This is a genomic window from Undibacterium sp. Jales W-56 (assembly GCF_025548535.1).
Taxonomy (GTDB): Bacteria; Pseudomonadota; Gammaproteobacteria; order Burkholderiales; family Burkholderiaceae_D; genus Undibacterium.
The window spans coordinates 81,539-93,766 of the sequence record NZ_JAJLQW010000001.1 but is presented as its reverse complement, the minus strand read 5'-3'; the positions used below and the strand labels follow the sequence as shown (position 1 = coordinate 93,766).

Here is a 12,228-nt window from a genome sequence, read left to right as displayed (position 1 = left end):
TTGATGTTGAAATCCCGCTAAAATAGCGGCTCGGAATTCAGCATCAGATAAACGGTTGTGTAGGGGATTCGCCAAGCTGGTTAAGGCACTGGATTTTGATTCCAGCATACGAAGGTTCGAATCCTTCATCCCCTGCCATTAAATATAAAGCCGCCGCATAAAATCTGCGGCGGCTTTTTTCAATTTTACCAGCGGCGTTTTTTGCTAAAACACTAAGCAAAGTTCGAGTAAAGACGTCTGACCCTCAATTAAGCCGATAGGTCCTGCCATGGCAAGTGCGCGCGTAAATGACAACATGATGGTTTTCACAGGCAACGCCAATCCTGCGTTGGCTGCGGGGGTTGCCAGGCAATTAGGGATTCCGCTCGGCAAGGCCGATGTGTCCAAATTCTCTGATGGCGAAGTCATGGTCGAGATCAATGAAAACGTCCGCGGTAAAGACGTGTTCGTATTGCAATCGACTTGCGCACCGACCAATGACAATCTGATGGAAATCATGTTGATGGTCGATGCCCTGAAGCGCGCGTCCGCCGGCCGCATCACCGCCGCCATCCCGTATTTCGGCTATGCCCGCCAGGATCGTCGTCCGCGCTCTGCCCGCGTGGCGATCTCGGCCAAGGTAGTCGCCAACATGCTGGAAGAAGCCGGTGTTGATCGCGTATTGATCATGGACTTGCACGCCGATCAGATCCAGGGTTTCTTTGACATCCCGGTTGATAATATCTACGCTTCGCCGATTTTGCTGGGTGATCTGGTCGCCAAGAATTACGAAGATTTGTTAGTGGTGTCGCCTGACGTCGGCGGCGTGGTTCGCGCCCGCGCTTTGGCAAAACGCCTGGGCTGCGATCTGGCGATTATCGATAAGCGTCGTCCAAAAGCCAACGTTTCCGAAGTCATGAACATCATCGGTGAAGTCGAAGGCCGCAATTGCGTGATCATGGATGACATGGTCGATACTGCGGGCACCCTGACCAAGGCTGCTGAGGTTTTGAAAGAACGCGGCGCGAAAAAAGTATTGGCCTATTGCACGCATCCGGTATTGTCCGGCCCGGCAATTGCGCGTATTTCCAGCTCGCCATTGGATGAGCTGGTGGTAACGGATACGATACCCTTATCGGAAGCAGCAAGAGCCTGCTCCAAGATACGCCAATTGTCCTGCGATAGTTTGCTGGCCGAAACCTTCCGCCGCATTACCAAGGGCGAATCCGTCATTTCGCTGTTCACTGATTAATTTTTTCTGCGCAGTATTTATTTGCAAAAATAAATCACTGCGTTTTTCCGTATCTCTGGTCGCGGAGATACAAAACCGCAAGTTGACTCTTGCATTTTTTGGAGTAACACCATGAAAGTAATCGCATTTGCACGCAAAGAACAGGGGACCGGAGCGAGCCGCCGCCTGCGCAATGCTGGCCAAACACCTGGCATCATCTACGGCGGCACAGAAGCCCCTGTATCTATCACTCTGGACCACAATGCGCTGTACCACGCATTGAAGAAAGAAGTGTTCCATTCCTCGATTCTGGATCTGGAAGTTGATGGCAAAGTAGAAAAAGTCTTGTTGCGCGACTTCCAAGTCCACGCCTACAAACAATTGGTATTGCACGCTGACTTCCAACGTGTTGATCCTAACAAAAAGATCCACGTTAAAGTGCCTCTGCATTTCATCAATGCTGAAGTATCTCCAGCAGTGAAATTGAACGCAGCCGTAATCAGCCACGTTGCCGTTGAGCTGGATATCTCTTGCTTGCCAGCAGACTTGCCGGAATTCGTAGAAGTTGACCTGTCCAAATTGGAAGCCGGTCAATCTATCCACGTTTCCAGCCTGGTATTGCCAAAAGGCGTATCCGCAGTGGTGCACGGTGACGACGCAACGGTCGCTATCGCTGTTATTCCAGCCGGCGCAACAGCCGCCGAAGCAGAAGCCAAGTAATTAATTTCTGCTGTGCGATAAAAAAACCGCCTGCGTGGCGGTTTTTTTACGTCGGTTGAATTCAATTCAGTCTAAATAGTTCATATAAATTCATCTTTATAGGAATTACGCAAAACAGCAAACTACTTACCGCCTTCCACATTGAACCTGCAGGCTGGATGCGGCTTTCAGCGACATTTCGTGCCAACGGGCGCACTCGGCTTGCGGGTTCGGTTTATATCCAAACATTGCGGGGGCTTTCCTCTTGTTTTTCTCTGTGTCTCGGTGGTGAGAGGTTTTGGTTTTTGTGTAAGTCCTACTTTAAAAATTAATTCGTATAAATCGAATCATGGCTGTGACGATAAAGTTAAAATCAAACTATCCAGTCAGTTTTTCAAATTACGATAATGAATAGAGAAGGCATGTATGCGAATTGATATGACGTCTGCCAAGAACACCCGCCTGTCTTCACAAACCTACCTGCCAAAAACCGTATTCATCGCGCTGACCGTGATTGGCCTGGCGACGCAAACATTGGTCCTGCCTGCCGTTTCTGCAGCCACTACGGCAGCGATCGACCCCATCGTCAAATATGATATCGGCTACGACATAGTCAGCCCTGTGCATGCACAGCATGGCATGGTCGCCAGCGAACAGGGATTGGCGACACAAGTAGGCATAGACATACTCAAGCGCGGCGGCAATGCCATCGACGCTGGCGTTGCGGTAGGTTTCGCACTGGCCGTTGTACTGCCAAACGCCGGCAATATCGGCGGCGGCGGCTTTATGCTGATCCACGATGCCAAATCTGGCAAAGACATTGCGCTCGATTTTCGCGAAATGGCACCGCTGCGGGCAACACGCGACATGTATCTCGATCACGCGAACCAGGTCATACCGGGCAAATCTTTATATTCGCACCTGGCAGTCGGCATACCGGGCACGGTTGCAGGCTTAAGCCAGGCATTGAGCAAATACGGCACGATGAAATTATCCGCAGTCATTGCGCCCGCGATTCGCCTGGCAGAACAAGGTTTCGAAGTCACGCCGCATTTAGCCAGCATACTGGAGGCGGAGCGCAATCATCTGGGCGCATGGGAATCGAGTAAAGCGATTTTTTTTAAAAACGGCCGGCCATTGGTAGCAGGAGAGAAGCTCGTGCAAAAAGATTTGGCTGCTTCTCTGAAACTGATTGCGCAAGATGGTCCGCAGGCTTTTTATCAAGGCAGTATCGCGAAAAAAATCGTCGCCGAAATGGCCAGGCATCAAGGCGTGATCAGCGCTGACGATCTGAAAAATTACAAGGTGGTCGAACGCGAACCGGTCAAAGGTCATTATCGCGGCTATCAGGTCATGTCGATGCCGCCGCCCAGTTCAGGTGGCGTCCACATCATACAAATGCTGAATTTGCTCGAACACTTCCCTATCAAGGAACAAGGCAGCAATAGTGCGCAGAATTTGCATCTGATGGCGGAAGTGATGAAGCTCGCGTATGCAGACCGGTCGGAATATCTCGGCGATCCTGGTTTTTTTAAAGTCCCGTTGAAAGCATTGACTTCCACTACCTATGCCGACGAGCTGGTGAAAAAAATCAATCCCGATCACGTCCTGTCTTCCAATCAGATCAAACCGGGTAAATTAGAGCCCTACGAAAGTGATCAGACGACGCATTTTGCCGTCGCCGATCAGTATGGAAATGTGGTCGCCACAACTTACACGCTGAATCTGAATTTTGGCAGCGGCATCGTTGCCGCAGGTACCGGCATCACCCTGAATAATGAAATGGATGATTTCTCGGTCAAAGCCGGCACACCGAATGCGTTTGGCCTGATAGGTGGCGATGCCAATGCCGTCAGTTCTTATAAGCGGCCTTTAAGCTCGATGTCTCCCACCATCATTTTAAAAGACGGAAAACCGTTTATGACGACCGGCAGTCCCGGAGGCAGCCGGATTATTACGACCACCCTGCAAACGATACTCAATGTGATCGATCATGGGATGAACGTGGCGCAGGCCAGCATCACGCCACGCATTCATCATCAATGGATGCCCGACCGGTTACGCGTTGAGCGGGGTATCAGCCCGGATACCCTGCGTCTACTTGAGCTGAAAGGCCATTCGTTAACAATTTCCCCGACAATGGGGCGAACGCAGACCATACAAATTGGTCCAGATGGTTTCGACGGTTATTCTGATCCGCGCAATCCCGACGGCAAAACCATAGGCTACTAGGGCCTGTTAACATGTAAATCGGGAGTGCGAATGTGTCTAAACGGGTACAGGGCTAGGCAAGGGTTTCAACTAAGCGCGCCGTAGTGCGAGCACTATAAGCGATTTGCAACAACGCCATGTACCCGTTTAGGCCATTCCCGCAGGGTTCACTCCCAAACGCACGATGGACTGTGTTGCCCCTCTTGCTGAGGCACCAGCCTCAGCGGCGATGTGCGCCTTGCCATCCTGCGTTTGGGAGTGAACGCATCTCCCGATTTACATGTTAACAGGCCCTAAGACCAAGTGCAGCGCAATGATTTGCTGCAACACAGGCACGTTTTTGGATTGATTGCCAGCGAAAAAGGACGCTCAAGGCGTCCTTTTTTATCGTACCCGGCTATGAATACCGGACTTTAAGCTTACACGGATGCAGGATCTGGTAGATGTTTTATGGCATCGTGCTGATGATCTTGAATTTTGTCTTTGTGTTTGATGACTTGCCTATCCAACTTGTCGATGAGGAGGTCGATTGCGGCGTAGAGATCATGGGCCAGACTTTCTACGTGGATATCTTTACCGCTGATGTGCAGATTGATGTCTGCTTTGTGCCGTTTTTCCTTTTCCCGGAGCTTGTCTACCGTCAGGATGACGGCGATATCAATGACTTGATCGAAGTGTCGCCTGATGCGTTCAAGCTTGTTTTGTACATGTTCACGTATTGCAGGAGTTACTTCGAGGTGATGTCCACTGATGGTGAGATTCATACTACGCTCCTATGGTGATGTTACTTGCTATAAATTTCTTCAGCATTTGCTCTGATGCATCGAGCTAAATTATATATAGCAATACAAAACGTAATTTCAAGGCTTAGTTACAAGACTAAATTACAGATCTTAATTACAAGGATTTACGCAGGCTTACTGGAGGAATTTTTAGGGCTTCACGGTATTTGGCGACTGTACGTCGCGCAATCACCATGCCCTGTTCGCCCAGCATGTCTGCAATTTTGCTATCAGAGAGTGGGCTTTTCTGGTCTTCTGCTCCTATCAACTGCTTGATGAGTGCACGTATCGCGGTGGAAGAAGCTTCCCCCCCCGTTTCCGTCGCGACATGGCTACCGAAGAAATATTTCAACTCAAACATACCATGCGGGGTAAGCATGTATTTCTGGGTCGTTACACGGGAAATAGTACTCTCGTGTAAACCTAGTGTATCAGCAATTTCGCGCAACACAAGAGGCCGCATGGCAACTGCACCGTGCGTGAAAAAATTACGTTGTCTTTCAACTATCGCTTGTGCAACGCGCAAAATGGTATCGAAGCGTTGCCGCATATTTTTGATCAGCCAGCGCGCTTCCTGCAATTGCGAACCCATGGTGCCGTCACCCCGATTTTGCTTCATGATGTTGGCATACATGCTATTCACGCGAAGCTTCGGCATGACATCCTGGTTCAGCAAAACCTGCCAGCCATTGGCCGACTTTCTGACGATCACATCGGGTACGACATAATCCGATGAGGCGGAAGTAAAATCTGCGCCAGGCTTGGGGTTGCATTGTCGAATCACTACCTGCGCCTCACGCAAATCCTCATCGTCGCAATTGAGGATTTTTTTGAGTTTATTAAAATCTCTTTGCGCAAATAAAGTGATGTGCTCTTCAACAATTTTCAGTGCTAGCCGGCGCGTCACAAATGGGATTTTTGGCAATCGTTTGATTTGCAGTGCCAGGCATTCCGAAGGCGTGCGGGCACCGACGCCAGCCGGGTCAAAACTTTGCAACATGGCCAGCGCAAAAGATAATTCCTCTGGCTCTACGCACAATTCGAGCGGCAAACTCGCATGGATTTCATCCATCGTTTCCATCAGATAACCGGCAGGATCCAGCGCATCAATCATCAGTTCGATTAAGGCACGGTCGCGCGGTTCCCGGATATTCAGGCGCATCTGTTCCAGCAAATGATCGCGCAAACTAATTTGTGCCGCTTCTAGTTGCGGGCGACCGTCATCTTCGTCCGAGGATTTACTGCCTTGCGGCACGTCATCAAAACTCCACTCTTCTTCATTGGCGCTGGTGCTGTCCGCGGCGGCGGCGACCTCGGTATTGTCGCCACTATCGGCCACCGGAGCGGCGCTCTCCGCACCGACTTCCTGCACTGCGAATTCGGATTCGGAATTATTGGCGGTGGTACTGATCGCACCGTCGGCCAGCAAGCGCACCGCATTATCCATGGGATCGTCAACCCGTTCCAGCATGGGATTGTCGGTCAACAGGTTTTCCAGCTCTTGATGCAATTCCAAAGTGGATAACTGCAAAAGACGAATTGATTGCTGCAATTGCGGCGTTAAAGCCAGGTGTTGTGAAGTACGTAGTTGCAGGCTTTGTTTCATCATCATCTCGCTTCCCGCTACATGCGGAAATGCTCTCCCAGATAAACCCGGCGTACGGATTCATTCGTGATGATGTCTTCAGGTTTACCGCTCGCCAATACCGCGCCCTGATTGATGATGTAAGCATGATCGCAAATACCCAAAGTCTCACGCACATTATGATCGGTGATCAGGACACCGATCCCGCGTTCCTTGAGAAAGCGCACAATGCGTTGAATCTCAATCACCGCAATCGGATCGACACCGGCAAACGGCTCATCGAGCAGCACGAAGCGCGGATTCGTCGCCAGTGCCCGGGCAATTTCGACCCGACGGCGTTCACCGCCGGACAACGATAGCGCCTGACTCTCGCGTATGCCCTCAATCTGCAAATCGGCCAGCAAGGTGTCCAGGCGTTTCTCAATTTCTATCGTGCCCAGAAATTTGCCGTGCGCATCTTTTTGCAGCTCAAGCACTGCGCGAATATTGTCTTCGACCGTGAGCTTGCGAAATACCGATGCCTCTTGCGGTAGATACGATAACCCGAGCACGGCGCGCTGATGAATCGGCAGACGGGAAATATCCACGCCATCGACATTGATCTCGCCTGCATCTGAAGGAACAAGTCCAACGATCATGTAAAACGAGGTGGTCTTGCCGGCACCATTGGGACCGAGCAGACCAACGACATCGCCACTTTTTACTTCCAGCGAAACGTCGCGCACCACCTGACGCGCACCGTAACGTTTTTGCAAACCTTTGATCAACAATGTGCTCATATTATTCTTTGGCTTGCTTGTCGGCTTTAGGTTCTAAAATCAAAGTGACGCGACCGCCGCCCGGAACCTGTTTTCCGGAAGTACTGTTGGTCGCTACGAAAACGTCATTAATGCTGTCGTATGAAAGATATTCGCCTTCCTGTTCCTGTGTGACGTTCTTGCCGTCAAGGTAGCGAATCTTTGCCTTGGAGATGAACTTCACCAGTTCCGATTTATCGTCGTACTCGACTCTGTCGGCATAACCGTCCACCCATAAATCAGGGCCGCCGTCACGTTTCTGACGGAACGATACGCGTCCGCCGGCGTTCGCATACAACACCGAAGTCTGGTGTCCATCGGCAGCCTCTGAAACGACCGCACGGTCAGCCCTCACCAGCAAAGTGCCTCGTACCAGGATGACTTCACCGAGCAGGGTTGAGGTATTTTTCTTGCCATCTGAAGTCAAATGTTCGGCACTGATTTCGGTCTTCTTTAAACTATCGGCCTTCTCGGCAAACGCTGCGGAAGACATCGCCAAAACGCTGATCGCCAAGATGCAGCATCTGCTTAGCCGGGTATTTTTTGGATATTGAAAGCTCATTATTCGCTCTCCCTCTTAATTAGTGGATGTCCGCTTTGAATTCGGACGATCTATGCTCATACGCACTTTGCTTAGCAACTGCACTTCCTGCGTCGCATTATTCGCAATCATGCCTATCGCATGTGTTTCTGATCTGCCTGAGTACAGCGTTACCGCCTTGTCGGTTTTCATGATACTTACGTCGGGTAACAGCAGCAGATAATCGGTTTGCAGACGCATGAATTTTGCCGTCGTCGTATCTGGCCGCTCCATGTTCACATTGCCATACAAATGAATTTCGTCGCTCTCTTTGGGCACCAGGCTCGGTGTTTGTCCCTGAGCGTTTTTTTGTTCAACAATTGCCTTATCCGCCCTGATCGTTACCGGCGTTTTTTCTTCGTCAAAACTATTGATGCGAGGTTGTTGAATTTCAAAATTATCGTAACGCGGATGATGGGTTAAGCGTTCACCTGCCACATGAAAATTGGCTTGCCCATTATTCGATAATTTAATGAAATTAAATTTCTCTACATAATAATCCGGCTCGCTTCTTGCGGAAGAGCGTGCATTGCCATCGTCATCGTTGCGACGCAGCACTTCCAATACCCAAAAGCTGCCGAGCGCGATAATCGCCAGCACGGCAACCGCCAGCCAGATACGAAACCGGTCTAATGAAAATGCATATTTCATGTCAGATAAGTCGCCAGTGCCAATTCGTATTTATCCTGGGCGCGTAAAATAAAATCGCAAATTTCGCGAGCCGCACCGGCGCCGCCAGCAGCCTGCGTCACATAGTGCACCCGGGTTCTGACTACCGCATGTCCATTCGGCACACTGGCGGCAAAGCCGACACGTGTCAGCACCGGTAAATCAATCACGTCATCCCCGATAAAACCGCAGTGCTCCGGCAGCACATTCAATTCAGCGAGCAATTCCAGGAACGCCGTCTTTTTGTCATGGATGCCCTGTTTTACGTGGGTGATGCCCAGATCGGCGGCGCGCCTGGCCACAATCGCGGATTGCCGCGCACTGATGATGGCGGTCTGGATGCCGGCCTGCTGCAATAATTTGATGCCCTGCCCGTCAAGCACGTTAAAGGTCTTCATGACTTCGCCATCCGGACCGAAATGCAAACTGCCATCGGTCAAAATACCATCGACGTCAAAAATCATCAGCTTCACTTTAGAAGCTTTAGCGATCGCATTTTCTTTGGAATTCAGTGCCAGACTCATCAAATCACCTTGGCGCGCGTCAGATCGTGGATATGCAAGGCGCCGACCAATTTACCGGTCTCATCGGCGACCAGCAACTGGTTGATCCGGTGTGTCTCCATGACTTCGACTGCCTCGACCGCCAGTTGTTCAGCACGAATGCTGCGCGGATTTTTATGCATGACATCGGCAATGCTGATTTTTGAAAAATCCTGCACGCTTTCCATCAGACGACGTAAATCACCATCGGTAAACACGCCAACAATGCGCTGGTCCTGATCGACTACTGCCGTCATCGCCATCCCTTTTTTGGTGATTTCCAATAAAGCCGTCGTCAATTTGGTGTCGGGAGCGACTTGCGGTATCGCATCGCCGGTACGCATCACATCGCGTACATGGGTCAGCAAGCGACGGCCTAAAGCACCGCCGGGATGCGACCGGGCAAAGTCTTCTTCACGGAATCCGCGGGCATCCAGCACCGCGACCGCCAAGGCGTCTCCCAGCGCCAATGTGACGGTCGTGCTGGCAGTCGGCGCCAAATTCAATGGGCAAGCTTCTTTCGCTACCCAGACATTCAGATGCACATCCGCCAGATCGGCCAGGCTGGAAGCAGGATTGCCGGTCATCGTGATCAGCTTCACGCCGAGCCGCTTGATGATAGGCAAAATCGACATCAGTTCAGCCGCTTCGCCGGAATAAGAGATGCCGATAAACACGTCTTGCGGTGTGATCATGCCCAGGTCGCCATGCGCCGCTTCGGCAGGATGGACGAACAAGGCTGGCGTACCCGTAGAAGCGAAGGTGGCCGCAATCTTGCGCGCGATATGACCGGATTTACCGATGCCGGAAACCACCACGCGCCCGTGACAATGCAATAGCAATTGCGTCGCCTGGGCGAATGCCGCGCCATGATCATCAGACAGTCTGGCCTGCATCGCCTGAATCGCATCTGCTTCAATTTGCAGGGTTTCACAGGCCAGTTGCAAGGCTCGGCTGGTTGCCGCTTCTGATGCGGCCGGAGAGGAAATAAGCTTAGAGGTACTCATCCCCAAAGTATAAACGAAATTGACCAAGCAAAAACTCTGCCAGTTAATTGGAACCAGATAAAGTTGCCGCCAGGTGAATATTGTTCGTTTTTTTGAACAACTAAGCAATAATAGTCACCATGAATGCACTGGATATCACTCTTCTTCTCTTAGCCGCCTCGGTACTCGGCGTTGTGGCTTTTCGCATGTTGCAATTGCCGCCCATGCTGGGCTATCTGGTGGTCGGCGGCCTGATCGGCCCATTCGGGCTTGGCCTGGCGCAAAACAGCAAAACCACGCATGAGCTGGCCGAATTCGGCGTTGTATTTTTGATGTTTTCCATCGGTTTAGAATTTTCTTTGTCGAAATTGATGTCGATGCGCAATACCGTATTCGGCCTCGGTTTAGCGCAGGTCTTGATGACGATCGCCGCCAGTTTGGGTTTCGGCCTCGCCGCCAGCTATTGGCTGCCGCAATATTTCCATATCGGCTGGGAAGCCGCGTTTGCGCTGGGTGGCGCGCTCGCCATGTCATCGACCGCCATCGTGTCGAAAATGCTGACCGAAAAACTGGAACTCGAGAGTCCGCACGGCCGCAAAATCATCAGCGTCTTGTTATTCCAGGATCTGGCTGTTGTCCCGTTGCTGATTCTGGTTCCGGCTCTGGCGTCCAAATCGGGGGAGTTAATGGAAACGCTGGCATGGGCCAGCGGCAAAGCCATACTGATTCTGTTCTTGCTGCTGTTTCTCGGACAAAAATTAATTCGCGGCTGGTTCAGCATGGTGGTGAAGCGCCGCTCGCAAGAATTATTCATGCTGAATCTGTTATTGATTACGCTCGGTGCCGCCTGGCTGACCGAGCGTGCCGGGCTATCGATGGCACTCGGCGCCTTCGTTGCCGGCATGCTGATCTCTGAGACTGAATACAAACATCAGGTTGAAGAGGACATCAAACCCTTCCGTGACGTCTTGCTTGGCTTGTTTTTTATTACCATCGGCATGCTGCTGAACATGCGCCTGGTGTCCGAACATCCGGTTCTGGTCTTGATGTTGCTGATCGGCCCGGTGTTCCTCAAGTTCGTGCTGATCGCCGGTCTCGCCAAATTATTCGGCAGCACCACCAGCGTCGCGCTCAGAACCGGCTTAGGGCTGGCGCAAGCCGGTGAATTCGGTTTCGTCTTATTGAATCAGGCTGGTGGCCTGCAGATGATCGATCCCTTGCTGGTGCAATTGATCCTGGCATCAATGGTGCTGTCGATGCTGGCGTCACCGTTTATCCTGGCCAAGTCCGATGCGATCGTGATGAAACTATCCGCCAATGAATGGATGATGCAGTCACTGGCGTTGACGCAAATCGCGTCACGGACTATGAGCATCCAAAAGCATGTGATCATTGCCGGCTTCGGCCGTAGCGGCCAAAGCCTGGCGCGCTTATTGGCGGAAGAAAAATTCGATTACCATGCGCTCGATCTGGATCCGGACCGGATCCGCGAAGCGCAGGCGGCAGGCGCCAATGTCTCGTATGGCGATGCAGGGCGCCGCGAGAGTCTGGTAGCCGCCGGCGTCAAGCGGGCAGCCGCTCTGGTGGTGACTTATACCGATACCCAGTCAGCCTTAAAAATCCTGTATCTGGTGCAGGAACTCAACCCCAGCCTGCCCGTCATCGTACGTAGCCATGACGATACCGACCTGAATAAACTGCGCGAAGCAGGCGCTACCGAAGTCGTGCCGGAGATCATGGAAGGCAGCCTGATGCTGGCCTCGCACGCATTGGTTCAGCTCGGAGTACCGCTACGCCGCGTGGTGCACCGGGTGCAGGCCGCCAGGGATGAGCGCTATGAATCCTTGCGCGGCTTCTTCCACGGTGCCAGCGACATGGTTGACGGCCCGGAAAATATGCAAATTCGCTTGCATACGGTATTCCTGACCGAACGTGCCAAAGCGATTGGCAAAACCCTCAACGAATTAGATCTCGCTAAGCTCGAAGTCGATGTGACTGCGGTCCGGCGTGGCAAAAGCCGTCTCGACCAGACCAGAGAAATCATCTTGCAAGCCGCCGATGTGATTGTCGTGCGAGGTACCGCAGAAGCAGTCGCAAGAGCCGAGCTGCGGCTGTTAAAATAGCGGGTTATATTTTTTATCCCATCGATTGGTGCATGCGATTGCGT

Annotated in this window: 11 protein-coding genes and 1 tRNA gene; 5 read left to right on the top strand and 7 right to left on the bottom strand. The window is 51.7% G+C overall.

Annotated features, from left to right (window positions below; all coding sequences use genetic code 11):
* Positions 1 to 61 precede the first annotated feature (61 nt).
* The 4 genes from LPB67_RS00500 to ggt all read left to right on the top strand — a co-directional run bounded on the left by LPB67_RS00500 (position 62) and on the right by ggt (position 4,141).
* Positions 62 to 138: transfer RNA gene (locus tag LPB67_RS00500), tRNA-Gln, on the top strand.
* A gap of 130 nt (positions 139 to 268) precedes the next feature.
* Positions 269 to 1,231, top strand: a complete 963-nt coding sequence (locus LPB67_RS00495) for a ribose-phosphate pyrophosphokinase (RefSeq protein ID WP_262835089.1) — start codon at positions 269 to 271, stop codon at positions 1,229 to 1,231.
* A gap of 111 nt (positions 1,232 to 1,342) precedes the next feature.
* On the top strand, positions 1,343 to 1,930 hold the full coding sequence (locus LPB67_RS00490; RefSeq protein ID WP_262835088.1) for a 50S ribosomal protein L25/general stress protein Ctc: 588 nt from the start codon (positions 1,343 to 1,345) through the stop codon (positions 1,928 to 1,930).
* A gap of 405 nt (positions 1,931 to 2,335) precedes the next feature.
* The gene (gene ggt, locus LPB67_RS00485) at positions 2,336 to 4,141 is read left to right on the top strand and encodes a gamma-glutamyltransferase (RefSeq protein ID WP_262835087.1); all 1,806 of its coding nucleotides are present in this window, start codon (positions 2,336 to 2,338) and stop codon (positions 4,139 to 4,141) included.
* Positions 4,142 to 4,539: 398 nt separating this feature from the next.
* On the opposite strand, the gene hpf is transcribed toward ggt, so the two are convergent.
* The 7 genes from hpf to LPB67_RS00450 all read right to left on the bottom strand — a co-directional run bounded on the left by hpf (position 4,540) and on the right by LPB67_RS00450 (position 10,082).
* Positions 4,540 to 4,884: a ribosome hibernation-promoting factor, HPF/YfiA family gene (gene hpf, locus LPB67_RS00480; RefSeq protein ID WP_262835086.1), complete on the bottom strand. Its 345-nt coding sequence runs from the start codon at positions 4,882 to 4,884 to the stop codon at positions 4,540 to 4,542.
* Positions 4,885 to 5,017: 133 nt separating this feature from the next.
* A complete protein-coding gene (locus tag LPB67_RS00475) occupies positions 5,018 to 6,508 on the bottom strand; it encodes an RNA polymerase factor sigma-54 (RefSeq protein WP_262835085.1) in 1,491 nt (496 codons plus the stop codon).
* A gap of 17 nt (positions 6,509 to 6,525) precedes the next feature.
* Positions 6,526 to 7,266, bottom strand: coding sequence for an LPS export ABC transporter ATP-binding protein (lptB, locus tag LPB67_RS00470; RefSeq protein ID WP_262835084.1), 741 nt, complete (start codon positions 7,264 to 7,266; stop codon positions 6,526 to 6,528).
* A 1-nt stretch (position 7,267) separates the two neighbouring features.
* The gene (lptA, locus tag LPB67_RS00465; protein WP_262835083.1) at positions 7,268 to 7,798 is read right to left on the bottom strand and encodes a lipopolysaccharide transport periplasmic protein LptA; all 531 of its coding nucleotides are present in this window, start codon (positions 7,796 to 7,798) and stop codon (positions 7,268 to 7,270) included.
* Positions 7,799 to 7,861: 63 nt separating this feature from the next.
* On the bottom strand, positions 7,862 to 8,515 hold the full coding sequence (lptC, locus tag LPB67_RS00460; RefSeq protein ID WP_262835082.1) for an LPS export ABC transporter periplasmic protein LptC: 654 nt from the start codon (positions 8,513 to 8,515) through the stop codon (positions 7,862 to 7,864).
* Positions 8,512 to 9,057: a KdsC family phosphatase gene (locus tag LPB67_RS00455; protein WP_262835081.1), complete on the bottom strand. Its 546-nt coding sequence runs from the start codon at positions 9,055 to 9,057 to the stop codon at positions 8,512 to 8,514. The genes lptC and LPB67_RS00455 overlap by 4 nt, the downstream gene beginning before the upstream one ends.
* Positions 9,057 to 10,082 (bottom strand): SIS domain-containing protein, encoded by a 1,026-nt coding sequence (locus LPB67_RS00450; protein WP_262835079.1) that lies wholly within the window; start codon positions 10,080 to 10,082, stop codon positions 9,057 to 9,059. The genes LPB67_RS00455 and LPB67_RS00450 overlap by 1 nt, the downstream gene beginning before the upstream one ends.
* 119 nt (positions 10,083 to 10,201) lie before the next feature.
* Between LPB67_RS00450 and LPB67_RS00445 the strand changes: the two genes are divergently transcribed.
* Complete coding sequence (locus LPB67_RS00445; RefSeq protein WP_262835078.1) at positions 10,202 to 12,184, top strand: monovalent cation:proton antiporter family protein; 1,983 nt, start codon at positions 10,202 to 10,204, stop codon at positions 12,182 to 12,184.
* The last annotated feature ends 44 nt before the right edge of the window (positions 12,185 to 12,228 follow it).